Source organism: Leclercia barmai (assembly GCF_049312895.1).
Classification (GTDB): Bacteria; Pseudomonadota; Gammaproteobacteria; order Enterobacterales; family Enterobacteriaceae; genus Enterobacter; species Enterobacter barmai.
The window spans coordinates 527,262-550,802 of sequence record NZ_JBMNWZ010000003.1 but is presented as its reverse complement, the minus strand read 5'-3'; the positions used below and the strand labels follow the sequence as shown (position 1 = coordinate 550,802).

Genomic DNA, 23,541 nt, shown 5'->3' with positions numbered 1-23,541 from the left:
GGCTAACGTTTAGGGTTTACCTGTTAGTGGTGCAGTGACTCCACCGCTTGCGGTTCTTCGGCTTTTGCCGGGACGTTGCCAAAGCGTTTGGCATACAGCGCGGTAATAATCGGAACCAGAATCGCGGTGACGATGACGCTTGCGGCAACCAGCGCGGTAGCGGAAGCGGCAACCGGTTCGAACGCCGGGTTAATCTGGGCGATAATCACCGGGTTTGCCACCGCAGCGCCTGCTGCTGAAGAGGCGGCCACACCCGCAGTACCATTCCCCCCACCGATAACACGGTCGGCAATAATCAGCGGAATACCGGTGATAACGATAACCGCCACACCCAGAACAATACCCAGCAGGCCAGTGTCGAGGATCACGTTCAGGTTGATGGTGTTACCCAGCGCGAAGCCGAAGAACGGGATCAGAACCGGTGTTGCTTTGCTGAAGAAGTCGCGCAGATCGTGGTCGAGGTTGCCGAGGGCAAAACCGATCAGGAACGGCAGGACGGCGCCAACAAAGTGGTGTGGTTCAAAGGACGCCAGACCTGCGGAGCCGAGGATCAGCATGGTCATCAGCGGGCCGGATTCCAGAGACATGAGAACGAAAGCGCCAGACTCTTCTTTGGTGCCGTACTGGTTCATCAGGCTGGCGTACAGACCGCCGTTGGTCATGTCCATTGCAGAGACAATTGCCAGCACCGAGAGGCCCGCGAAGAAGCCGGTCTGAATGCCGTTTTCCGGAATAAACATGGCGCAAACCATCGCCACAATCCACGCCACAGCAATTTTGGTAATAACCAGCGTACCGGATTTACGTAATACCGTACCCGTTGCACGTAAATTAATGGAGGCGCCGATACAGAAGAACCATACCGCAAGAATTGGAACTGTGCCGGTAATCATACCTTTGGTGAACCCACCAAAATAGGCTCCGGTATTTGGTGCTAAGGTATTTAAAATTGCGCCCAGAACCAGCGGAACCAGCATCATCCCACCGGGGATGCGTTCAATCGCGGCTTTAATCTTCATCATCAACCCTCACATCTCATCGCGCATCGCCGGCGGACAAGTCATAATTAATAATCTAATGAATACAACGAATTGCTGCGCATTGACGTCAGGCGATTCGTTATTCATACAGCAGATATAAAACAGTTCGGCTCATTAAACCTTCATTTGAAGGAGGCCTGACTCGTTCTGACGGACTTATGATGCGATCGTTGGAATGATGATTCAATCAAAATAAAACACCGTTTTAGTTATCTTCATCACATATTTTAAGGAAACAGGATATTTGCCTCTTGATTATTAAAGCGGCTGTGAATGTCTTGTAAAAAAATGTCGTTCTTTTTTAATTTCACCGCAAATAATAACGCGCGGAAGGGTATTTACAGAGGCAGACATAAGAAACAACTAATGGTCATGGTTTTACAGTTTTTACACTTCTGGTGATAAACTGAAAAATATATGTGAAGTTGATCACACATATAAACGCTGGTAGGGTATTGAGGTCATCAACAAGCCCAGACAGGCGTCAACAGGTTCGGTTGTACCGGTCAAAAAAGGTCAGTGTAAGTAAACCTGCTACGCTTGAGTGAGGAGAATGCGCATGAGGCGCTTCCCGGGTTCCACAGAGTGCTTTTTTTGAGCGCTGTGGGGAGAGCTGGGCTCAGTCTACGAGGATAGCAATGCTTAAAAGGAAAAAAGTTAAACCGATCACCCTGCGCGACGTCACCATTATTGATGACGGCAAACTGCGCAAAGCGATCACCGCCGCCTCGCTCGGTAATGCGATGGAGTGGTTCGATTTTGGCGTGTATGGCTTTGTGGCCTATGCGCTGGGTAAAGTCTTCTTCCCCGGTGCCGATCCCAGCGTGCAGATGATTGCCGCCCTCGGGACCTTCTCTGTGCCTTTCCTTATTCGTCCGCTGGGCGGCCTGTTCTTCGGGATGCTGGGGGACAAGTACGGACGTCAGAAAATCCTCGCGATAACCATTGTGATCATGTCGGTCAGTACCTTCTGTATCGGCCTGATCCCGTCGTATGAGAGCATTGGTATCTGGGCGCCGATCCTGCTGCTGCTGTGTAAGATGGCTCAGGGCTTCTCGGTTGGGGGCGAGTACACCGGTGCGTCGATCTTCGTCGCCGAGTACTCTCCGGACCGTAAGCGCGGCTTTATGGGCAGCTGGCTCGACTTTGGCTCCATTGCCGGGTTCGTGCTCGGCGCGGGCGTGGTGGTGTTGCTCTCCACCGTGGTGGGCGAAGAGAACTTCCTCTCCTGGGGCTGGCGTATTCCGTTCTTCCTGGCGCTGCCGTTAGGCATCATCGGCCTCTATCTGCGCCACGCGTTAGAAGAGACCCCGGCGTTCCAGCAGCACGTTGATAAGCTGGAGCAGGGCGATCGCGAAGGTCTGCAGGAAGGGCCTAAAGTCTCGTTCAAAGAGATTGCCACCCGTCACTGGCGCAGCCTGCTGACCTGTATCGGTCTGGTGATCTCCACCAACGTGACCTATTACATGCTGCTCACCTACATGCCGAGCTACCTGTCGCATAACCTGCACTACTCAGAAGATCACGGCGTGCTGATCATCATCGCTATCATGGTCGGGATGCTGTTTGTGCAGCCGATTATGGGCCTGCTGAGCGACCGCTTCGGCCGTCGTCCCTTCATTATTTTCGGCAGTGTCGCGCTGTTCGTGCTGGCTATCCCGGCCTTCATTATGATCAACAGTAATGTGATCGGCCTGATTTTTGCCGGTCTGCTGATGCTGGCGGTGATCCTCAACTGCTTTATCGGCGTGATGGCCTCGACCCTGCCAGCGATGTTCCCGACGCACATTCGCTACAGTGCGCTGGCAGCGGCGTTTAATATCTCGGTGCTGATTGCCGGTATTACCCCTACGCTGGCGGCATCGCTGGTAGAGAGTACCCAGAACCTGATGATGCCCGCGTACTACCTGATGGTGATTGCGGTCATCGGCCTGGTTACCGGCATTTATATGAAAGAGACGGCGAACCTGCCGCTGAAAGGGGCGACGCCTGCTGCGTCTGACCTCCAGGAAGCGAAGGAGATCCTGCGTGAGCATCACGACAACATCGAGCAGAAGATTGAAGATATCGATGCTGAAATCGCGGAGCTGCAGGCGAAGCGGTCCCGGCTGGTGGACCAACACCCCCGCATAAACGAGTAAATTAAAAACCCGGCCTCGGCCGGGTTTTTTTATGCCTTTAGTTTGCGTAATCGCTTTTTTCATTCCTGAACGGAATACAACTAAAGTTTGTTGGCGGTTTTATTGAATAGTGCTTACGCTGTATATAAACAGATGTCTCTATAAAACCGACGCTTCAGCGCTATAAGGGATGTGTATGCCGAGTCTTACACCGACATAGCAGTGAACCCAGCCAGACCCTAAAATGCTGACTCATTTAGGTTGCGCCTCCCTGCGCGGACCCGTGTTTTATTTTTACTACGCTTACCGGTGCAATTAGCACAACAAAAAAATAATACCGATGCTTAATTATAAGTAGGTCAGGACATGCTGAGAAATTCGCAAAAGATCACCCATGGAGGTTACTCAGTATTCATTAAATTAATTGATTTCTTCTCAATTAATTTAATTCTGATGCTCAGTGGTTGGTGGTTGAAAATGGAGTCTTTCGACACTGTAATTTTGATCAGCCTATTATACTCCACCGCATTTTTACTGTTTGGCGAGTACACGCAGTGTTATTTGTATCGACCTAAAAACAACAAGTTACGCAACCAGCGGCGGCTTTTCCTGACGGCTTTTTTCGCCATTCTTTTTATCGGCATGGTACGCATTCTCGTTGCCAAATTATATTCGTTGGGCTACTTAACCTTTATCGACGTGCGCAACATTCCCGCGATGCCGTTATGGTATGCCTCGCCGATCCCTTTTCTTTATGTCGTCCGCCTGATTATTTTCAAACTTTCCGCTAAGAAGCGCATCAGAGTTGCCATTATCGGGATTACCGATAACGGCCTGGCCGCGGAAAAGGCGTTGCGTCTGGAATATGCGGACGTGAAGCTGGAGCTGGCCTTCTACGATGAACGCGGCCCGGAGCGACTGGGCGAACTGGCGAAAAGAATTACCAGCCCTTATAACGGGCCCGTAATTAAACTGGTCGAAGAAGCCAAGGCTGGCAGGGTCGACGAAATCTACATTGCCCTGCCGATGGTGGCGCTGGAGCGCATACGCCATTTCCTGGCCATGATGTCCGATACCACGGTAAATACCTGGATCGTGCCGGACTTTTACGCCTACAGCACCAATACCTCACAGATACGCTCCATCCATAACTTACAAACCATCGGTATTTTCACCTCGCCTCTGGATGGCGGAGGGGCGTTTATAAAACGCGCAGAAGATCTGGTGCTCGGCAGCGCGATTATGGTAATGATTGTCTCGTTAATGATCGTCATTGCCATTGGTATCAAGCTCACCTCTCGCGGGCCGGTTTTCTTTAAACAGGATCGCTACGGTCTGAGCGGGCAGAAGATCAAAGTCTGGAAGTTCCGGACCATGAAAGTTATGGAAAATACCGACACGGTGAAACAGGCGACACGAGATGACCCCCGGGTCACGCGCTTTGGAGCATTCTTACGTCGGACATCTCTGGATGAGCTACCGCAGTTCATCAATGTTATTCAGGGAAATATGTCGATTGTCGGCCCACGGCCCCATGCCGTGGCGCACAACGAGCTTTACCGTAAGCAGGTCGAGAACTACATGATTCGCCATAAAGTGAAGCCTGGGATCACAGGTTTAGCGCAAATTAATGGCTATCGTGGCGAAATTGATGCGCTATATAAAATGGAAAAGCGAGTCCAGTACGACATTGAATATATTCAGAACTGGTCCTTTTGGTTAGATATAAAAATCATCATTAAAACCATTTTTAAGGGATTTGTCGGTAAGAATGCATACTAAAATTATTATTATCGCTGGGATTATGGCGTCTCCGGTCGCGTTAGCAGAATTAACGCCAAAATCACACATTGGCTGGGCGGGTATCGACTTTCAAAGCAATGTCGGGGTGAACTATGGGCATAACGATAATGTGACCTTCCAGCCTCAGGATAGCGACGCGAAAGGCTCTGACTTTCAGAGCCTCAAGCCTGTATTGTCCCTGAACGGCGAGCGTGGCCAGGACAAGTATCTGCTGATGTACACCGGGGATTATCGTCACTACTCCAGCGATTCTGCGGATGATTATGACGATCACTTTTTCCGCTTAAAGGGCGACTGGCGTTATGGGCTGATGCATGGCCTGAGCCTGACGCTGGAAGATTCCCTCGGCCATGAAGAGCGCGGGCGTGGCGTGACGGAAGGGTTCCTGCCGGAACAGTTCCGTGAATTTGGCGTAACGTCGCCGTTAACCACCAATTTGTTCAACAGCGAGCTGCGCTATAGTTATGGTGCACCCGACGGACGGGGAAGGGCTGACCTGGCGTTAATGCACCGCAGATGGTCTTTTGGTAATACCGGCCAGGTTGAAAGCAAGGATGAGGACTTTGCACAATATATCCGCGAGCAGGAGTGGACCGAAAATACCCTGATTGCAGAAATTTTCGATCAGTACACATCTAAGACGCGTTTTCGCTATAGTTTTATTACTAACCAGTTTCATTACGATCATGACTCACAAAAAGACAGTAATGAATATTATTTGCGTTACGGCATTCAGTCCCAGCTTACGGGCAAAACGAATGTTGATATGAACGTGTCGTGGCTCTATAAAACTTTTGAGAATAACCCCGGGTCGAAGGATTTCAACGGGATTAACTGGGATATATTGGGTGAGTGGAGACCGCTTCAGCAGTCGCTGTTTACGTTAAGAACATCACAAAGTATTAAGGATCCTTCCGAAGCGGGCGGATATAATTTACTTACTGAGTACGGCATTTCCTACAAACATTTATGGATGAACGACCGGTTAACGACGTTGCTTGATTACGCATATATTACAGAGGATTACAAAGATCAGGACAAGGACCGCCATGACAAAAATAGCGTGTTTTCAATTATCGTAGGTTATGACTTCACCCCATCGTTTAACGTTGGTGTGGAATATCATTTTGATACGCTTAAGTCTAATAAAGATACAGATACGTTTACCATCGGCCCCAACGACGATCGCATCGTGACTGAAACGTTGGGCTATGATCAATCTTTGATTATGCTTACAGCTAAGGTTCAGATTTAAAATGAAAATAATGAAACTGTGCGCATTTTTACTCCTCAGCCTTGTTTTCGCCGGATGCAAATCACCGCAGCCGACGTTAATGGACAATAGCGTAGTGGATTCAGGAAATTATTTACTGGGCTCGGGTGATATCGTCAACATTAACGTTGCCGGGCAGCCTGACCTGACCATGAAAGTAGTACTTGATAACAGTGGGGCTATTAATTACCCCTATATTGGCAAGCTGGAATTAAAGGGCAAAACCGCCAGCCAGGTGGATGCGGAAATTACGCAACGCCTGCGCAAAGGTTTTGTGCTTAATCCCATGGTGACGGTCAATATCGCTGAATTCCGTAAGTTTTATATCTCTGGTGAAGTTGAGAACCCGAATGGCTATTCCTACGAGCCAGGTATGACCGTGGAGAAATCCATCGCCCTTGCTGGGGGTTATACCGATCGTGCAGACCGTACGGATCTCAAAATTCGTCAATCATCCACCGGTGAGTTACTCGAAAATGTTGATGTTACGCACTCCGTACTCCCGGGCGATCTCGTCATTATTGGCACAGGATTCTTCTGACCATGAAACTATCAATAGTGGAAAATGGCAAAAAGCGAGAAAGCGCTATCGATATCGCAAGATTTGCCAGAGAAATTAAAAAGAACTCCTGGAAAATCCTTCTCTCCGGCATCGTTGCCGGGGCGATTGCCTGGCCACTAATGAGTTTGATGTCATCGAAGTACGTTTCCACCGCCACGGTACTGATCAAAGCTCAGCCGGACAATGTTTCACCTTTCCAGAAAGTGGAAGGCTATGACTCCACCCGTAACGGATATTACGAAACACAAACCGCGCTGATGCAGTCGCGCGTGGTGCTTGAGCAGGCCATTCGCACGCTGAAACTCGATCAGAACCCCGCGTTTAACGGCGAGGGGGCGGGCATTGGCGCAACCCCTGAGAACGAACAGCAGCGGGTAGATCATGCTCTGAAAACGCTGATGAAAGATCTCACCATCAGCAACGTGCGCACCACCCATCTGTCCACCGTCTCCTATGAATCCACGTCGCCGCAGCTGGCGGCGGATGTGGCTAACGGCGTCGCCGAGTCGTTTATCAATTACACCCTGGCCCTCAAGCAGCAAAAAACGGCGAAGGCGAGGGATGATAACCAGCAGAAGCTTCAGGAACTTCAGCAGCAGATGGCGCAACAAAAGTCCGCTCTGGATGGCTATCTGGCGAAAGAGGGGTTATTGACCTTCCGCGGCGTGGATGGTTTTGAGACGGAACAGATGGGCATTATCACCAACCGTCTGGCGAATGCGACCGAGCGCCGGGTGGCGGCTGAATCTGTCTATAACGAGATTCGTTCCGGCGGGGGGAGAGCCATCTCGCTGCCGTCGATTTCAAACCATGCCCAGATCCAGGATTTACGCATCGCCCTGATCCAGGCCAACAGCGAGCTTTCGCAGCTGGAAAAAACCTACGGGCCCCAGTACGACAAAGTGATCCAGGCTCGGGCCCGTATCAGCGCAATCCAGGCGCAAACGGCGATGACGCTCAGGGAGCAGGAAGCCGGATTACGCCAGAACTACGAGGCGGCGCTGGCGGACGAAAGAAATTATCAGAAGCAGCTGGAAGAACAGAAAGCGAACTTCCAGAAGTTGTCTATGAAACGTGATGGATACAACGACCTGAAGCTGGCGCTGGATAAAACGGAAGAGATGTACAAGATGGCCTATCAGCGCACGCAGGAGCTGGCGTTACCCGGCTCTTATTCCGATGCTGATGCGGAGATCTACGATCCGGCCGTACCCGCTGCGCTTCCGGCCAAACCGAATAAGCCGCTGCTGATGTTGATGATTGTGCTGCTGGTGATGCTTTTCTACACGATGTACATCATGGTGAAAACCGCCACGGACAAATCGGTGAATACCCTCAGCCAGATGCAGAAACGACTGAATCTGCTGCCGCTGGGTGAGATCCGCCGCTTTAAAGGGGTGGGCGGGCGCAGCAAAATCCGCGATCTGATCGCCAGCGATCCGCTGAATGCCGACATCATTCACAGCATGCGCACGCAGATCATGCTGAACAGCCATCCGCTGCAGGTCATTGCCGTGACGTCGGCGGAAGGTGGAGAGGGGCGGACGCTGCTGGCGAACCTGCTGGCCAACTCCTTTAGCTTTGACCAGAAAACGCTGCTTATCGATATGGATTTCTTCAACAGCGACGGTCTGTCGGGCGAGCTGGGCTCACCGAAGGCGCCGGGCGTGGCAGAAGTGCTGCGCGGCGACAGTGCGACCGAAAACGTGCTGGTGAAGATGAGCGAGAATCTCGACTTCCTGCCGCGCGGCAATACCCCGGTCTCCGCGCTGCTGCTGCTGTCGCCTGAACGGCTGAAACCGCTGATCGATTCGCTGCGTGGCCGCTACCAGCGCATTATCGTCGATGTGGCGGCGGTGAATCAGAGCCAGGAAGTCCAGCTGGTGAGCCAGGTGACGGATGGCCTGATCTTTGTCCTGAAAGCGGGTCTGAACGCGGCCGACACGATTGGGCCAGCCATTGAGAAAGCGGCCAACGATCACAACGTGATTATCGGCGGGGTGCTGAATCAGGTGGTGGATAAAAATCTGGAGAGCAAAGAGGGGCTGCGTTCGCTGAATTACCATACCCACGAACTGATGAATAACACAGGCCAGGCATGAGTCTCCTTAAGAGCGCCTCCACGATCGCGGGGTCATCAGTCATATCACAACTGATTGGTGCCCTGTCGATCTGGCTCATTTCGCATAAGTACGATCTTGGCGAGGTTGGGCTCTACGCGCTCAACTACAGCATTGCCCTGATCGGGGCGCAGGTCTGTACCTTTGCCTCGCAGCTGTTGATCCCAAGACAACAGGATGACGAGCTGGCCCAGAACGTGGTGTTCTGTCTGCTGCAAAGCCTGACCATCGCCATTCCGTATGCCGTACTGACGGGCTGGCTGTTTCATCAGAATGTCCTTTTCCTCTACCTGCTCACGCTCTCGAATACCTGGGTGCTGATAGCCGAGAATCTGTCGCTGCGCACGGCGAACTTTCGCTTTCTGGTGGTGCAACGCATCTCCGTCTCGGTGGTGGTGGTGGTGTCCGTGCTGCTCACCCACCAGGTGATGGCGTTTTACTGGATGTGGGCGATCCTGATGATGGCGCTGACCAGCGCCTGCATCCTGCGGGCATTTGATATTCGCACCGTCGCGCTGCATCACCTGTCGCCCTCCAGTAACCTGGCGTTTCTGCAAAAAAATATCCACCACATCACCAAAGTGGGCAGTGCCGAAGTGCTGGCGATGGCTAACAACAACCTGCCGATCATGCTGATCAACTTCTGGTTCTCGGCCTTAACGGCGGGCTACTTCTCGGTGGTCAGCCGCTTCTGCCTGGCTCCGGTGGTGATTGTCGGCAATGCGGTGCGCAATACCATTTTCTCGAAATGGTCGATTGATTTCAGAAACAACGTCTTCAACTACGAAGAGTACACAAAGGTCCGCCTGCTGCTGTTGGTGCTGGGCGTGATCTGCACCCTGGGCGTCTTTATCTTCTATCCGATTGTGATGAATCTCGGTTTCAGCGAGGAGTGGATCGCCTCCGTACCCACCTCGCGCTACATGCTGCCGTACCTGTTCCCGGCGCTGGCGGTCTGTCCGCTGACGGTGATTGAGCTGATTTTCGGCTCGCACCGCTACTTCCTGCGGATCCAGCTCGAACAACTGGCGATCGTGGGGATCGCGTTTGTCGTTGTCCCGTACTTCTACAATGACTATGCGACCTCCATCATCATATTTTCGATTCTGACGTTCATTCGCTACGCCTTCATCTATCTGAAGGTGAATAAGCGCGCCGATATTCTGAAAAACGGGTCAGTGGCATCATGAATCTTAATACCGGACATTACCTACAAACGTTCACCCTGCTGACCCTCATCTTCTGCGGGCTGGTGCAGTATTTTACCGGTGAGCTGACGGTGCTGTGGCTGCCCTTCTTCTTAACGATGCTGATGGCGGCGTTCCTGCTTCTGCAGACCCGTCACGAACCCGTGCGCCTCGATGCGCAGGAAGCCATTGTCCTGACGCTGTATCTCTCTTTTATCCTGCTCGCAGGGATCTCGACCCTGTTTCAGGGCGGGGCGCTCATCACCCTTATCGGGTTTAAGAATGAGATTGCCCTCTCGCTGGTGATGCTCTGCCTGCTGCTGGGGTTCTGCCGGGAATCGCAGATCTACCAGGTCACGCGCGGCCTGTACTGGATTTTTTATCTCCAGTTCCCGGTTGCGCTCTACCAGCTCATCTTTGTGGTGCCGCAGCGCGTGGCGTTGCATGGCGAAGAGGAAAAATGGGACTCCGTGGTGGGAACGTTCGGGGGCGACCCGATGGGTGGGGGGAACACCGCAGCGATGGGCTTGTTCTGCCTGCTGATCATGCTGCTGAAAGTCTCGGAGTATAAGCATGGGCTGACCAGCTTTAAAAACATGGCCTTGCATATCATCCTGGGTTTTGTGATGTGCATTATTGGTGAAGTGAAGTTCGTGATCCTGCTGTCGCCGTTATTGCTGGGGTGGGTGTGGATCATGCCTTCCTGGGTCAAAGAGGCGAGCAAGGTGAATCTGGCCGTGCTGCTGTCTATTCTGGTGTCGATGGTGCTGTTGATCGGCCTGGCCATTGTCATCCTGGCCTACAGCTATAGCGCCGCCTATGGCATCGACACGTCGGAAAACCCCTTCGCCGTGTTCTTTGACTCACTGGGCTACATTTTCGACCCGAACTTCATCCTGCCGGGCGGGGAGATAGGGCGTTTTACCACCCTGACGTTCTGGTTACAGCATAACGACCTGTCGGGGTTGCCAGGCACGCTGTTCGGCTACGGGCTGAATGCCACCAACAGCGGCAGCTTCCTCTCGCCGGGTTTCCTGAACCAGATCTACAACCTGACCCTCGACAGTACCGCCATGAGTATGCTGCTCTGGGAAGTCGGGGTGGTGGGGACCGTCATCTTTATCGGGCTGTTTGTCTATATTCTGAAAGTGGTTCAGCCTGAACCGCTGCTGTCGGTTGACCAGATTGATGAGCAGGATCTCCGGCTGCTGAGCTTTGCGCCGGCCTTTAACGTTTTTTCAATCGCCTGTCTGCTCAGTATTCCCTACAGCCAGATACTGATGATCGTGCCAATGCTGCAATTCTTGTTCTATTTATCATTAGGTTCCAGCTTGATCATTCGCCGGACCGTACGCCGTTATACGGGGCTCTATTGATGTACAAACCGTTTATTACCGTAAGTATTAAGACGTTTAACGAAGCCGAATGTATAGAGAAAACCATCGACAGTATTCGCAGCCAGATTGCTGAGTATCCGCATAAAATTATCGTTGCCGACAGTCTTTCGACGGATAACACCCAGCAGCTGGCCAGCGATAAAGGGGTGATGGTGGTGTCGTTAACCGAACCGGCAGACCGCTGCTGCGGCGTCGGGCATCAGCTGGGCTACCTTCACAGCGAAGGTGAGTTCATCCTGCTGATGGATGGCGATATGGAGCTGGAGCCGGGATTCATCGATCGGGCGGTGGCGTTTCTGCAGGAAAATCCTGGGTACGCTGGCGTGGCCGGGACGGTGGAGATGGACGACGCTTCAAACTATGAATTCACCTCCCGCAAGCAGCGCATTAATAAGATCTATCCCCTGGGCGACTGCGACCATCTGGGCGGCGGCGGACTGTACCGCCTGTCGGCGATTGCCGACATTGGCTACTTAACCAACCGCAGCCTGCACGCCTATGAAGAGGCGGAGCTGGGGATCCGCCTGTTGACCGCGGGTTACAAACTGCATCGCCTGAACGTGCCCTATTTCCGGCACACCTCCTACACAATGCCGACCTTCAAAATGCTGCGCTATCGCTGGAAGAGCGGTTTCCATCAGGCGCCGGGGGAGCTGCTGCGCAGCGCGTGGGGTAAACCCTGGTTCCGCGACGCGCTGATGCTGGTGAAAAACGAAGTCATCTTCGCAAGTTACATTCTTATCGTGCTGATTGTGTTCTTTACCTTCGACGTCAGCCTGATCGATATCGCGCTGTTGCCGCTGCTGGCCTTTATCCTGCTGAAAACCATTCGCAACCGCTCATTAAAAAACGGCCTCAACAGCGTAATCAATCTGGCGGTGCTCTCTGCCGGGCTGGTCAAAGGGCTTTTTCATCCGCTCCGCGACCCCAGGGTGCCACCGGGCAATAAAGTTATTCGTGAGCAGGGAGAGTAATGAAAGTCTTACTGGTGAATAAGTTCTTCTTTATCAAAGGAGGAGCTGAAACGGTCTATTTTCAGGAACGCAACATGCTGAAAGAGGCCGGCGTGGAGGTGATCGATTTCTCGATGCAGCATGAGAAAAACTTCCCCTCTGACTATGCGGACTACTTTGTCACCAACGTGGATTACCATACAGAGGGTGGTCTGCTGGCCGGGGCTAAAACCGCCATCAACTTTATTCACAACCGGGAAGCCTGCAAAAAAATGCGGGCGCTGCTGGAGCAGACGCGCCCGGAGATCGTCCACTTCCACAATATCTATCACCAGCTGACGCCGGCGCTGATCAAGGTCGCCCGGGATTTCGGCTGTAAGACGGTGTTAACCGCCCACGACTATAAAATTATGTGCCCGTCGTACTCCATGCTGCGCGACGGCAAGGTGTGCGATGCCTGCGTGACCGGCACCGTGTTCAATGCGTTTCGCTATCGCTGCCAGGAGGGCTCGGCGGCGAAGAGCCTGCTGCTCTCCTTAGAGGCCACCTGGCAGTACATCGCGCAAAATTATCAGGCGCTGGACGTGATTGTCTCCCCGAGCGAGTTCCTGCGTAACGAGCTGAAGCGCTCGCTGCCGAAGTCCCGTATCGAGGTGATCGTGAACGGCATCGACGACGGTAAGCCGCCAGAAGAGAGCCCTGATGAGTCGTATCTGCTCTACGTCGGGCGCCTGAGCCGCGAAAAAGGGGTGCCGACGCTGACCCGGGCGCATCAGCTTATGCGCAACAAAATGCCGTTAAAAGTGGTCGGCCACGGGCCGCTGCATGACGACATGGTTAAGAACTTCCCCGATGCGGAATTCCTGGGCTATGTGCAGCAGGGACCGGGGCTGGATGCGTTGATTAAAAACGCCCGGGCGGTGGTGCTGCCCTCAGAATGTTATGAGAACTGCTCGATGGCGGTGCTGGAGGCGATGTCGTTCGCCCGGCCGGTGGTGGGGGCCCGCATTGGCGGCATCCCGGAGCAGATTCGACACGGTGTGGAAGGATTGCTGTTTGAACCTGGCAACGCTCAGGATCTGGCCGATGCGCTGGACGTGATAGCGGAAAACCCGCAGCAGGCCCGGGAGATGGGGCTGAGAGGCCGGGAACGGCTTTGCCAGAAATACTCACTGCGTAAGCACATGGAAACGTTGCAGTCGCTGTACCGCGAGCTGCTCGACGGGCGATAACATGGCAAAAAAAATCACGGTGTTGGGTACCCGCGGGATCCCCGATGTATTGGGCGGCGTCGAAACCCACTGTCAGCATCTCTATCCGGCTATTCGCCAGCAGTATGACGTGGAGATTTGCGTCATTGCCCGGTCTCCCTATGTACCTTACCGGCGCTCGAGCTACAAAAACGTCGAGACGCTGGCGCTGTGGGCACCTAAAAAACGCAGTTTTGAGGCCATCGTGCACTCTGTTATCGCTGCGTTGAGGACATTCTTCGATCGATCCGATATTGTTCATGTTCACGCCATCGGACCCGGCCTCGTGGTGCCGCTGTTACGCCTGCTGGGCAAACGCGTGGTCTTTACCCATCATGGGCCGGACTACGATCGCCAGAAGTGGGGCAAGACGGCGAAAAAAATCCTGATGCTCGGTGAGAAAGTGGCGGTGAAGTACGCCAGTGAAGTGATTGTGATTTCTGAGGTGATCAACCAGCTGATCCAGCAGAAATACTACCGCTATGATGCGCATCTGATTTATAACGGCGTGAAGGTGCCAGAACCGCTGGATAACGAGACGATTGACAGGATCCTCGGGCGGTATGATCTGCAGCCCGGGGGCTATATCGTGATGGTCGGGCGATTCGTTGAAGAGAAGGGGATGCATGACGCCATCGCCGCGTATCAACAGTCGGGCCTGACGTTGCCGCTGGTGCTGGTGGGGGATTCGGATCACCCCTCGGAATACAGTTTGCGTCTGAAGCAGCTCGCGTTTGAGACGCCGGGCGTGGTGATGACGGGATTTTTAAAAGGTGAGGAGTTGCAGGTTGTCTTCTCTCAGGCTTCACTCTTTGTGATGCCGTCGTACCATGAGGGGCTGCCTATTGCACTACTGGAGGCGATGTCCTACTCGCTCCCGGTGGTGGTAAGCGATATTCTGCCCAATCTCGAGGTCGGCTTACCGGATGAGACCAGCTTTAAGCTGGGGAACATCGCGGATTTAGCCCGGAAAATGGCAAGCCAGGCGAACCTGCCGCGCGTGGATTACGGTGATTTTCTGAAGCGTTACAACTGGGACGAAATCGCCAGAAAAACCGTCTCTGTCTACCATAAAATAGATAAAACAATAGGTTAAAATTGACCAGTAAGCCCAGAAACCCGATAGTTATCGATCGTTTTTACGAAGTGCTTGATAAGAACGTTGCCGCTCAGCTGACCCCAGAGCAAAAAGAGGAGATCGAGGACGCCATCGTTTCGATTACCCTGGCATCGCGGCATCGGATCGATTTCCGTAAAAGTTTTCCTTTCTTCGGCAAACGCCTCTATATGGTGTTCTTACTGGGACGGGACCTCCGCGCGCGTTCCCGCCCGGAGTCAAAACTGTCACGCATCGTGGTGACCTTCCTCATTCTGTTCGCCACGCTGTTCCTGCTGTGCTGCGTGCTGCTGACGCTGTACATGATCAAATCGGCACTGGGAATAGACGTCTTCCAGAACTTCCACGTCGGGATCTGGGACTGGTGGCTCAGTCTTAAATATCAGTAAAAAAACAGGTGCCTGATGGCACCTGTTTGCTCAGCTGAACGTCAGGCGTTGTAACCCCCGGGATTGTTCTTCTGCCAGTTCCAGGCGTCGCGCATCATCTCGTCCAGGTTGCGCGTGGCCTGCCATCCCAGCTGCTGGCGCGCCAGCGACGAATCCGACCAGCACTCTGCCACGTCGCCGGAACGCCTGCCGACGATGCGGTAATTGATTCTGGTCTGGGCGGCTTTTTCGAATGCCTTGATCAGGTCAATTACCGAATACCCGATGCCGGTGCCGAGGTTGATGACCTTAAACGCCTCGCCTTCGTCTTTATGATCCAGCGCGGCCAGATGGCCGTGGGCCAGATCCATCACATGAATGTAATCCCGAACGCCGGTTCCGTCAGGCGTCGGATAGTCGTCGCCGAAGACGGTCAGGCACTCCAGCTTGCCGATAGCAACCTGAGAAATATAGGGCACAAGATTATTGGGAATACCGTTCGGATCTTCTCCCAGGCGCCCTGAAGGGTGCGCACCCACCGGATTAAAATAGCGCAGACAGGCGATCCTGAATTGCGGTTGCGCGGCCGCGAAATCCCGCAAAATCTGCTCTACCATCAGCTTGGAGGTGCCGTACGGGTTCGTGGTACCGCCGGTGCGGGACTTCTCGCTCAGGGGAACGGCGTCAGGATTGCCATAAACCGTGGCCGACGAGCTGAAAATTAAACTGGTCACGCCTGCCTGATGCATTTCATCCAGAAGGACCATCGTCCCGACCACATTGTTTTCATAATAGGCGAGCGGCTGGGCAATAGACTCGGAAACAGATTTAAGGCCCGCGAAGTGGATGACGTCGGTAATGGTATGTTGAGTGAAAAGCGTTTTTAACGCGTCGCGATCGAGAATATCAGCGATATGAACCACCGGCTGTTTTCCCGTTAATTCTGCAACCCGGATTAACGACTCCTGCGAAGCATTAGAAAGATTATCTATGACAACGACCTCTTCTCCTCGCTCCAGTAATGTCAGCACCGTATGTGAACCAATATAGCCTGCACCGCCCGTAACCAGAATTGCCATAATAAATCCCCTAAAAAGCCCGCATCCGTCCGCGCACCGGGGTGGCGGAATATAGACGCTCTTTTGCAGTTTTTTATCCTGTGACACTGGTTAGGTTAGTGCTAATTCCCCATATTGTCACTTAGCTAAAAAGACGCTTTCGGTGATTAACCATAACTTTATACGTCAGCTTTTTAAGCGTGGAGAGCAGGCTGAAGGTCAGGTGTTTTGTATCGTAGACAATATAGTTATCGGTAAAGTTTAAGGTGTGAATACCGTCACTGTTATTAATCGACGAACTTATTTTGCCTACCAGTTTCTCTTCATATTTATGCGGCGTCAGGCTGGTCAATTCCTTGATGAAGATAGACTTTCCATAAAAGCCAGGATTGCACTCCTGGGTAAAGAGGTAGGTTTTGTCGTTGATCGAGTAAGGCTTGCCGGCACCTCTGGCATGAACATTACAGATATCCAGGGCCGGGGAGATTTGCTTCCAGTCGCCGAGAATGCCCTCTGAGGTGTGGATCACCAGCTCGTTATCCAGCGTGGTGGAGACCAGGTAGTTCACGCCGTTCAGCTCAAAGACCACGTTATCCGTCACGGCTATATCGGAGACCAGCACTTTAACCTTTTCCCAGCGCGCGGGGAAATCGACGGACTGGAAAAGAATGACCTCTTTTCTCTCTGACGACTCGGGGATCATGAACAGTTTACCCTCGAGTTCAAACAGGAACGGAAAAGAGAGATGGCATTTTAAGTCGTCAAAGCCTTCAAGCTTAACGTCGTCCATCTCCTGAAGGTCTTTATTCAGGATACGGCAACGCAGAATGCCCTTAGAGTTGAGGAAGGAGAAAGCTTCATAAAAAACATACAGTCGATCGCCTTTATCTATAATAAAAGGATCGGCCTGGAAGATATATTTTTTATCAAGCTGCTGTGCTTTAGCGTTACAAAGAATATCCAGCGTATTTTCCGGGAAAACATGCTGGCCGTGGCTGTTTATGACCATGATGTCCCAGGACTCATGGAAGAACAGCTTTTTGATTAGCTTGTTATTTTTATTGAACATTTCACCATGCTACTCATGATAAAAATTGATAAAACCAGAAATAAGCGGTGTCTGTTGGCCCAGAGGTATGATAGATGAATCCTGACACTCACTTTTCCCGCGCAGTAACATATCAACATTAGTTCCTTTCAGGTTTATGGAAATAGTCAATTCGTGTGAGTCCGGGAATATATTCTGTGAAATAAAATGTTATTTATAAGAAGTAAATCACTGTAAAAAGGGGATTCAATGCGCTTAAACGATCTGCCATGCAGTAAAAATGGGTTGTTACTGCTTATCGCCGGAGCGCTGATGTTCTCTTCGGGTTGGGCCTGCGCTGAAAGTGCAGAAACCTTGCAGACGGTGAATCCGCCCGCCATTAGCGGCCCGCTGGCTAATCCCGGGAACGGCGTGGCCCGTTTTCACGATCAGGACTTAAACCTTGCGGATTATCCGGCGACGGGCCTCGAATATCGGCGCTATTACTGGAGCGAGGTCGAACCGCGAGAAGGGCAGTACAATTTTGCGCTGGTGGATGAGGGGTTTGCGGCGGCGGCTGCCCATCAACCGCCCATGAACGTCGGACTGCGCTTTATGATCCTCGATGGGCCGGAGTCAGGCTCTGAGATCCCCCAGTGGCTGATCGACAAAGGGATTAAAGGCACCTGGACGCCTGATCATAAAACCTTTGCCCCCGATCTGGACGATCCTACCTATATTGCCTACGCCCGGCGGCTTCTGCAGGCGTTTGGCGCGCGGTACAACAATCACCCGGAGCTGGCTTTCATCGACATTGGGATGGTGGGCGCCTGGGGGGAGTGGCATAACAGCAACTTCCCTAACCTGCCGCCGTTGCAGGAGCGCTATTCCCCCGCGCTGCTCAACCGTTACGTTGATATGCATTTCAGTGCCTTCCCTGACACGCCTAAGATCATGCTGATCAACGGCTATGATTCCGTCGCCTATGCAGCGAAAAAAGGGGCGGGCTGGCGGGCGGACTGCTGGGGAGACTGGCGCAACTTCAGCCCTACCTGGAGCCATATGGCCAATGATTACCCGGAGCGTATTACGGCGGCGCAGGCGGCCTGGCCGGGATTTAACGACGCCTGGAAAAAAGCGCCCGTCAGCCTGGAGATTTGCGGCCATATGGCGGAATGGCTGACCGAGCAAAAGTACTCTCGCGAAGAGGTACAGGCGACCTTTGACTGGGCGCTGGCGCAGCATGCCAGCACCCTGAATATCAAATCCACTGAAATACCGAAGGTGTATCGCGATATCGTCGACAAGGCGCTGACTAAAATAGGTTACCGCTTCCGGGTGGTGTCGCTGACGCATCCGGCGAGTGCGCGTGCGGGGCAGGCCCTGTCGCTCACCAGCCAATGGTCAAACGATGGCGTGGCGCCGATTTATCTGCGTTATACCCTCGCCTGGCGCCTGCAGGACCAGCGAGGGAGCACGGTCGCCCAGGGCAGCGCCGGGGATGATATCCGCCAGTGGCTGCCGGGCAGGCACAGTTCGGCTTATCAGCTGGCAACGCCGCATAACCTTTCGGCCGGACGCTATCAGCTGGACGTGGCGCTGGTGGATAAAAACAACACAGCGCGGATCCAGCTCGCTAACGAGGGGAAACTGAGTGATGGCTGGTATCGGCTGTCGTCGGTCGTGATTAACTGAAGGATTTGGCTGAAAGCTGAAAAGCAAAAAACCAGCCCTAAGGCTGGTTTTTCTAAATAGTGGTGCCCGGACTCGGACTAACGCCGCAGGCGTTGAACAGCGCGCTTGCCGCGCTGGCCCCGAAGGGGTGAGCCGCTGGCGGCGAATAATCGAACTGAGTTCGATGAAGAGTCCGGCTCTGTAAAAGCAAAAACCCGCCTAAAAGGCGGGTTCTTTAAATAGTGGTGCCCGGACTCGGAATCGAACCAAGGACACGGGGATTTTCAATCCCCTGCTCTACCGACTGAGCTATCCGGGCAACGAGGCGCATTAAACCGTAATCGCGTACGGTCGTCAACCTTATTTCGGGAAACCCTGTTCAACTGCTTAAGATTGCGGCAATCTGTCGGTTTGCGCGGCGATTTTGCACAAATCTTCCAGACAGAAAGATACGCTCGGGCAATGCTGGCAGCGAAAAAGGGGAGCGACAGTGAACGACTGGCTTGAACTGCGACAGCATGCGGATACAGGAATTGAAACGATCAAGGCGCACTTTGAAGGACATGCCTACGATCCGCACTGGCACGACAGCTATCTGGTGGGCATCACCCTGAGCGGTACCCAGCAGTTCCATTGCCGTCGTGAGCGCCATCGTAGCCATCCGGGTGATGCGTTTCTGCTTGAGCCGGGTGAGATCCACGACGGCGACGCTCCTGTCGCAGGCGGCTTCACCTATCTGACCTTCTACCTCGACGAGCGCTGGCTGACCGATACCCTGCATGGCCTGTATGAATCCACCCCCGGCAGTTATTCCCTGCATTTCACGCAAACCCTGACCCGCGAGCCGCAGCTTGTGCGTATCATTGGCGACACCTTTGCCACGCTGCACAACGACGAGATGAAAATCGTGCAGCAAAGCACGATGGATAATCTGCTGGCCCAGCTCACGTCACACTGCTACTGGCGCAAAAAACTCCCCTCGCAACTGCAGAGCGCGGCGGTAGCGCACCGGGCGCGGGACTATCTCTATGCGCACCTGGGCGACAATATTGGTCTTTCCGATCTGGCAAGGGAGACCGGCACCGATCGCTTTACGCTTACCCGCTGCTTCAAGCGCGAGTTTCATCTGGCGCCCCATGCCTGGCTCATTCAGCTGCGGCTGGCAAAAGCACGGCAGCTTCTGGCGCGTGGGGATCAGCCTGTCGATGTGGCGGCGGCGCTGGGGTTTGCCGATCAAAGCCATTTAGGGCGCTGGTTCCAGCGTGCCTATCGCATTACGCCCGCCCACTACCGGCGGTTATGCACAAACCTTCCAGACGTTTCCAGAAAATAGCGGCAATGTCAGGGCTCTTATCAAAAGGAGCCACCTGTGAATCTGATCCCGTTTCTGCTGTTTGCTTTTGTCGCCTCGATAACGCCGGGCCCTACCAATATCCTGATTCTGACCAACAGTCAGCACCACGGTGTGAAGGCAACCCTGCCTGCGCTGGTGAGCGCCTGCGCGGCAGCCAGTGCCATTGTGCTGATTTCGGGGGCCGGAGCGGGTGAGCTGCTGCATCAGTATCCGCTGGTGCGTCAGGGGATGAGCTGGGCCGGGGTGTTGTGGTTGAGCTGGATGAGCTGGCAGTTGTTTTGCGCACCCGCAGCTAACTTATCCGGTAATACGCATACCCGGTTTACCGCGCGTGCGGCGGCACTCTTGCAGGTGATCAATCCTAAAACCTGGATGATGGCGCTGGCGGTAGTCAGCCTGTTTGCTCCTGCAGGGGGGCATGTATTACGGGACGTCGCGCTGATGGCGCTCTGGTTTTTACTGATTTCAGTGGCCTGCCTGCTGTGCTGGGCATGGCTGGGAAAAGCAGTGAACAGGCTGTTTCGCACCACTGCGGCAATGGTGCGTTTCCAGCGCCTGATGGCGCTGTGCCTCTTTATTTCTGCATGGGCGGGAATGCTGGCTTAAGTCAGCGCCCCCCCTTTACGACATTGTGCGAAGTGCAGAATGTCCTCCGCCAGTCGCTGGGCGGTGTCGACATCTGCCTGGCTGCGGTTCACCAGCATCCGGCTGAGGCAGCCCTCCAGGATTAGATCCATCTGCTTTGCCACCATCGCCGGGTCGTCCACTTCAAGCGTGGTCAGCAGCTCATGGGTAAAGTCATGTGAGGCGCGTTTTTGCTGGTCGGCAAGCTGGTGAATAGGGTGGCCCGGATCCGGGAAAAAGGTACAGGCGGCAATAAACAGACAGCCTGGGTAGCGGTGATTGCGCACGCAGTCGGTGAGCGCGGAATAGCGCGCCATTAACTTTTGTTCCGCCGAGAGGTCAGGGTTAAGCATCAGCTGCCTGCGCCAGATGTCCACCTGCTGGCTGAGGTAGCGCAGGGCATCGTACAGCAGAGCCTCTTTATCGGGCCAGAAACGGCGGAGTTCATCCAGAGGATAATTAATTCGTTCGGCGACCATTTCCAGCGAGGTGCTGGCTATCCCTTGAATTTCAAGCAATTGCAGGGTTGCGCCCAGAACATCTTCACGTTGCACGGTTTTCTCCTCCGTTACTTTCGTACTTTCCCGCTTAAAGTGTCGTTTACGGTTGGCGATCGCGCAAATGCGCGCTGAATGCGGCGGCATCCATAAAGCCCGTTACCCGTTGAGCGGACTGCTCCTTACCCTGAGCATTAAAAAAGAGGATGGTAGGCAGGCCGAGCACCTTAAGCTCATTCAGCAGGACCTTATCCTCCGGGCCGTTCGCCGTGACGTTAGCCTGCAGGAGGACGGTATCTTTCAGCGCGTTTTGCACCTGTGGGTCGCTAAAGGTGTATTTTTCAAACTCTTTGCAGGCGACGCACCAGTCGGCGTAGAGGTCGAGCATCACCGGTTTGCCCTGCGCCTGCGCCAGCGCGTGATGTAATTCGTCGACGTTCCTGACCGGCGTGAAATTCAGGTGCGCCTGGCTTTGCGCGGCCGGCGCGCCAAACACCCAGTCCTGTAGCGGGCGCACGCTAACCAGCGCGGCAGCCAGCAGCAGGATCTGCACAACGCGGACCCACGGCTTGCGGGCACTGAGGCTGCTGATAAATGCCCAACTAAAGAATGCCACCCCCAGCATGGCCCACAGGCGCATCCCCCAGACATCGCCGATCACGCGTTCCAGCAGGAACACCGGCAGCGCCAGGATCACAAAGCCAAACGCGGTTTTGACCGTTTCCATCCACGGGCCACTTTTGGGCAGCAGGCGGTTGCCGAATACCGTCATCAGAATCAACGGCAGACCCATTCCCAGGGCGTAAAGATAGAGCGTGCCGCCGCCGAGCCACATATTACCGCTCTGGGCGATATAGAGCAGGATCGCGCTGAGCGGGGCGGTGGTGCAGGGCGAACAGATCAGCCCGGCGATAGCGCCCATCGCAAATACCCCGCTCATGGAACCACCCTGCTGACGGTTACTCATCAGGGTTAAGCGGGTTTGCAGGGAAGAGGGCAGCTGTAGGCTGAAGAGGCCAAACATGGAGAGCGCCAGCAGGATAAACACCACTGACAGCCCGATAAGCACCCACGGATGCTGCAGCGCGGCCTGGAACTGGAGCCCGGCTGCCGCAACGATCAGGCCAAGCGCGGTATAGGTAAGCGCCATCCCCTGTACGTAGATAAACGCCAGCAGCAGCGCGCGGGCGGTAGAGAGACGTTGCTTGCCCCCGAGCACGATGCCGGAGATAAGCGGATACATCGGCAATACGCAGGGCGTAAAGGCGATGCCGATGCCGATCAGAAGGGCCCAGAGGGCGGAGAAGGGCAGTTCACTGCCGCTTTCGCCCGTCACCCCTGAGGGGAGAGGGGAAACTGCCGGTTGGTCAGTTGCGGTAACTTCGCTCAGCGGCACGACTTTGGTTTCGGGCGGATAGCATAAGCCCGCGTCGGCACAGCCCTGATAGGTGACCGTCAGGGTGGCACCTTTATCAGCCTGAGTGACCGTTACCGGGACAGACAGCTGGCCGCGGTAGATTTCGCTTTTACCGTAAAATTCGTCTTCGTGCGCCACGCCGGCGGGCAACTGGAGCTCACCGACCTGCGCCCGAGCGGGCGTAATGCTGATCTGTTTGCGATAGAGGTAGTAACCCTCCTTCACAGTCCAGTTGAGATTCAGTTCATGTTGGTTTTGCTGAAAATCGAACACGAAAGCCTGATCGGCTGGCGTGAAGTTTGAGCGGCCGGGTGCATCAAACAACCCGGCAAAGACTGATGTGCTGCACAGCAGCAGGATCAGCGTAAGGACGCGTTGAGCCATGAGAGATAGTCGTTATCACCGTGGAGCACTGGCAGCACCAGCAGTTCCGGGGTCTGGTAAGGATGATGCGATTTGAGGCAGTCGAGAAGTGCTTGCTGATGGGCCACGCTGGATTTAAGCAGCATCTGCACTTCATACTCCTGTTCCAGCTTGCCTTCCCAGTAGTAAAGGGAGGTGGCGCCGGGGAGGATGGTCACGCAGGCCGCGAGCTTTTCTGCCAGGACTTTGGCAGCCAGATCCTGAGCGGTAGCTTCATCAGGGGCGGTACAGAGTACAACAACAGTGTCAGGCATATTCACAGGTCGACCTCGTTATC

Annotated in this window: 20 protein-coding genes and 1 tRNA gene; 14 read left to right on the top strand and 7 right to left on the bottom strand. The window is 53.9% G+C overall.

What is annotated here, in order from left to right; translation table 11 throughout:
* Nucleotides 1–23: 23 nt before the first annotated feature.
* Nucleotides 24–1,019 (bottom strand): 2-keto-3-deoxygluconate transporter, encoded by a 996-nt coding sequence (gene kdgT / locus ACOYA6_RS15255; protein ID WP_422654947.1) that lies wholly within the window; start codon nucleotides 1,017–1,019, stop codon nucleotides 24–26.
* A gap of 659 nt (nucleotides 1,020–1,678) precedes the next feature.
* Between kdgT and proP the strand changes: the two genes are divergently transcribed.
* The 11 genes from proP (at nucleotide 1,679) to ACOYA6_RS15200 (ending at nucleotide 15,211) form a co-directional block, all read left to right on the top strand.
* Nucleotides 1,679–3,181, top strand: coding sequence for a glycine betaine/L-proline transporter ProP (proP, locus tag ACOYA6_RS15250; protein WP_039028390.1), 1,503 nt, complete (start codon nucleotides 1,679–1,681; stop codon nucleotides 3,179–3,181).
* A gap of 345 nt (nucleotides 3,182–3,526) precedes the next feature.
* The gene (locus ACOYA6_RS15245; protein WP_422654946.1) at nucleotides 3,527–4,942 is read left to right on the top strand and encodes an undecaprenyl-phosphate glucose phosphotransferase; all 1,416 of its coding nucleotides are present in this window, start codon (nucleotides 3,527–3,529) and stop codon (nucleotides 4,940–4,942) included.
* Nucleotides 4,932–6,218, top strand: a complete 1,287-nt coding sequence (locus ACOYA6_RS15240; RefSeq protein WP_422654945.1) for an outer membrane beta-barrel protein — start codon at nucleotides 4,932–4,934, stop codon at nucleotides 6,216–6,218. Before ACOYA6_RS15245 ends, ACOYA6_RS15240 begins: the two co-directional genes overlap by 11 nt.
* Before the next feature lies 1 nt (nucleotide 6,219).
* Complete coding sequence (locus ACOYA6_RS15235) at nucleotides 6,220–6,777, top strand: polysaccharide biosynthesis/export family protein (RefSeq protein ID WP_039028393.1); 558 nt, start codon at nucleotides 6,220–6,222, stop codon at nucleotides 6,775–6,777.
* A 2-nt stretch (nucleotides 6,778–6,779) separates the two neighbouring features.
* A complete protein-coding gene (locus tag ACOYA6_RS15230; protein WP_039028394.1) occupies nucleotides 6,780–8,900 on the top strand; it encodes a GumC family protein in 2,121 nt (706 codons plus the stop codon).
* Nucleotides 8,897–10,108, top strand: a complete 1,212-nt coding sequence (locus ACOYA6_RS15225) for a lipopolysaccharide biosynthesis protein (protein ID WP_039028395.1) — start codon at nucleotides 8,897–8,899, stop codon at nucleotides 10,106–10,108. Before ACOYA6_RS15230 ends, ACOYA6_RS15225 begins: the two co-directional genes overlap by 4 nt.
* A complete protein-coding gene (locus tag ACOYA6_RS15220; protein ID WP_039028396.1) occupies nucleotides 10,105–11,481 on the top strand; it encodes a hypothetical protein in 1,377 nt (458 codons plus the stop codon). Before ACOYA6_RS15225 ends, ACOYA6_RS15220 begins: the two co-directional genes overlap by 4 nt.
* Nucleotides 11,478–12,476, top strand: a complete 999-nt coding sequence (locus ACOYA6_RS15215) for a glycosyltransferase family 2 protein (RefSeq protein ID WP_138370061.1) — start codon at nucleotides 11,478–11,480, stop codon at nucleotides 12,474–12,476. Before ACOYA6_RS15220 ends, ACOYA6_RS15215 begins: the two co-directional genes overlap by 4 nt.
* A complete protein-coding gene (locus ACOYA6_RS15210; RefSeq protein WP_139564019.1) occupies nucleotides 12,476–13,687 on the top strand; it encodes a glycosyltransferase family 4 protein in 1,212 nt (403 codons plus the stop codon). Before ACOYA6_RS15215 ends, ACOYA6_RS15210 begins: the two co-directional genes overlap by 1 nt.
* A gap of 1 nt (nucleotide 13,688) precedes the next feature.
* Complete coding sequence (locus tag ACOYA6_RS15205) at nucleotides 13,689–14,801, top strand: glycosyltransferase family 4 protein (protein ID WP_138370063.1); 1,113 nt, start codon at nucleotides 13,689–13,691, stop codon at nucleotides 14,799–14,801.
* A gap of 2 nt (nucleotides 14,802–14,803) precedes the next feature.
* Nucleotides 14,804–15,211, top strand: a complete 408-nt coding sequence (locus ACOYA6_RS15200; RefSeq protein WP_039028400.1) for a hypothetical protein — start codon at nucleotides 14,804–14,806, stop codon at nucleotides 15,209–15,211.
* 41 nt (nucleotides 15,212–15,252) lie between these two features.
* Here ACOYA6_RS15200 and galE read toward each other — a convergent pair whose 3' ends face one another.
* Together galE and ACOYA6_RS15190 are read right to left on the bottom strand one after the other, a co-directional pair.
* Complete coding sequence (gene galE, locus ACOYA6_RS15195) at nucleotides 15,253–16,269, bottom strand: UDP-glucose 4-epimerase GalE (RefSeq protein ID WP_422654944.1); 1,017 nt, start codon at nucleotides 16,267–16,269, stop codon at nucleotides 15,253–15,255.
* 121 nt (nucleotides 16,270–16,390) lie between these two features.
* Complete coding sequence (locus ACOYA6_RS15190; protein WP_138370065.1) at nucleotides 16,391–17,317, bottom strand: glucosamine inositolphosphorylceramide transferase family protein; 927 nt, start codon at nucleotides 17,315–17,317, stop codon at nucleotides 16,391–16,393.
* 228 nt (nucleotides 17,318–17,545) lie between these two features.
* On the opposite strand from ACOYA6_RS15190, the gene ACOYA6_RS15185 reads away from it, so the two are divergent.
* Nucleotides 17,546–18,970, top strand: coding sequence for a DUF4832 domain-containing protein (locus ACOYA6_RS15185; RefSeq protein WP_422654943.1), 1,425 nt, complete (start codon nucleotides 17,546–17,548; stop codon nucleotides 18,968–18,970).
* A 222-nt stretch (nucleotides 18,971–19,192) separates the two neighbouring features.
* Here the strand turns inward: ACOYA6_RS15185 and ACOYA6_RS15180 are convergent.
* Nucleotides 19,193–19,268 (bottom strand) — tRNA-Phe (locus ACOYA6_RS15180).
* A gap of 171 nt (nucleotides 19,269–19,439) precedes the next feature.
* Between ACOYA6_RS15180 and ACOYA6_RS15175 the strand changes: the two genes are divergently transcribed.
* Together ACOYA6_RS15175 and ACOYA6_RS15170 are read left to right on the top strand one after the other, a co-directional pair.
* The gene (locus ACOYA6_RS15175) at nucleotides 19,440–20,282 is read left to right on the top strand and encodes an AraC family transcriptional regulator (RefSeq protein ID WP_039028403.1); all 843 of its coding nucleotides are present in this window, start codon (nucleotides 19,440–19,442) and stop codon (nucleotides 20,280–20,282) included.
* Nucleotides 20,283–20,318: 36 nt separating this feature from the next.
* Nucleotides 20,319–20,909 carry a LysE family translocator gene (locus ACOYA6_RS15170; protein ID WP_138370066.1) on the top strand — a complete coding sequence of 197 codons (591 nt, stop codon included), beginning with the start codon at nucleotides 20,319–20,321 and terminating at the stop codon, nucleotides 20,907–20,909.
* On the opposite strand, the gene ACOYA6_RS15165 is transcribed toward ACOYA6_RS15170, so the two are convergent.
* From ACOYA6_RS15165 to cutA, 3 genes are read right to left on the bottom strand one after another with little or no spacing between them, the layout of a single operon-like run.
* The gene (locus ACOYA6_RS15165; RefSeq protein WP_039028483.1) at nucleotides 20,906–21,481 is read right to left on the bottom strand and encodes a transcriptional regulator; all 576 of its coding nucleotides are present in this window, start codon (nucleotides 21,479–21,481) and stop codon (nucleotides 20,906–20,908) included. The two genes, ACOYA6_RS15170 and ACOYA6_RS15165, sit on opposite strands and share 4 nt — an antisense overlap.
* Nucleotides 21,482–21,527: 46 nt before the next feature.
* On the bottom strand, nucleotides 21,528–23,225 hold the full coding sequence (locus ACOYA6_RS15160; RefSeq protein ID WP_422654942.1) for a protein-disulfide reductase DsbD: 1,698 nt from the start codon (nucleotides 23,223–23,225) through the stop codon (nucleotides 21,528–21,530).
* Nucleotides 23,201–23,524 (bottom strand): divalent cation tolerance protein CutA, encoded by a 324-nt coding sequence (gene cutA / locus ACOYA6_RS15155; RefSeq protein WP_039028406.1) that lies wholly within the window; start codon nucleotides 23,522–23,524, stop codon nucleotides 23,201–23,203. The genes ACOYA6_RS15160 and cutA overlap by 25 nt, the downstream gene beginning before the upstream one ends.
* Nucleotides 23,525–23,541: the final 17 nt, after the last annotated feature.

What these genes read in the sequence shown, in the direction of transcription:
- ACOYA6_RS15240 (WP_422654945.1), top strand. Translation starts at nt 4,932, where the DNA reads ATGCATACTAAAATTATTATTATCGCTGGGATTATGGCGTCTCCGGTC.
- ACOYA6_RS15160 (WP_422654942.1), bottom strand. Translation starts at nt 23,225, where the DNA reads ATGGCTCAACGCGTCCTTACGCTGATCCTGCTGCTGTGCAGCACATCA.
- ACOYA6_RS15225 (WP_039028395.1), top strand. Translation starts at nt 8,897, where the DNA reads ATGAGTCTCCTTAAGAGCGCCTCCACGATCGCGGGGTCATCAGTCATA.
- ACOYA6_RS15185 (WP_422654943.1), top strand. Translation starts at nt 17,546, where the DNA reads ATGCGCTTAAACGATCTGCCATGCAGTAAAAATGGGTTGTTACTGCTT.
- ACOYA6_RS15230 (WP_039028394.1), top strand. Translation starts at nt 6,780, where the DNA reads ATGAAACTATCAATAGTGGAAAATGGCAAAAAGCGAGAAAGCGCTATC.
- ACOYA6_RS15210 (WP_139564019.1), top strand. Translation starts at nt 12,476, where the DNA reads ATGAAAGTCTTACTGGTGAATAAGTTCTTCTTTATCAAAGGAGGAGCT.
- ACOYA6_RS15205 (WP_138370063.1), top strand. Translation starts at nt 13,689, where the DNA reads ATGGCAAAAAAAATCACGGTGTTGGGTACCCGCGGGATCCCCGATGTA.
- ACOYA6_RS15220 (WP_039028396.1), top strand. Translation starts at nt 10,105, where the DNA reads ATGAATCTTAATACCGGACATTACCTACAAACGTTCACCCTGCTGACC.
- ACOYA6_RS15190 (WP_138370065.1), bottom strand. Translation starts at nt 17,317, where the DNA reads ATGTTCAATAAAAATAACAAGCTAATCAAAAAGCTGTTCTTCCATGAG.
- ACOYA6_RS15235 (WP_039028393.1), top strand. Translation starts at nt 6,220, where the DNA reads ATGAAAATAATGAAACTGTGCGCATTTTTACTCCTCAGCCTTGTTTTC.
- proP (WP_039028390.1), top strand. Translation starts at nt 1,679, where the DNA reads ATGCTTAAAAGGAAAAAAGTTAAACCGATCACCCTGCGCGACGTCACC.
- ACOYA6_RS15245 (WP_422654946.1), top strand. Translation starts at nt 3,527, where the DNA reads ATGCTGAGAAATTCGCAAAAGATCACCCATGGAGGTTACTCAGTATTC.
- galE (WP_422654944.1), bottom strand. Translation starts at nt 16,269, where the DNA reads ATGGCAATTCTGGTTACGGGCGGTGCAGGCTATATTGGTTCACATACG.
- kdgT (WP_422654947.1), bottom strand. Translation starts at nt 1,019, where the DNA reads ATGAAGATTAAAGCCGCGATTGAACGCATCCCCGGTGGGATGATGCTG.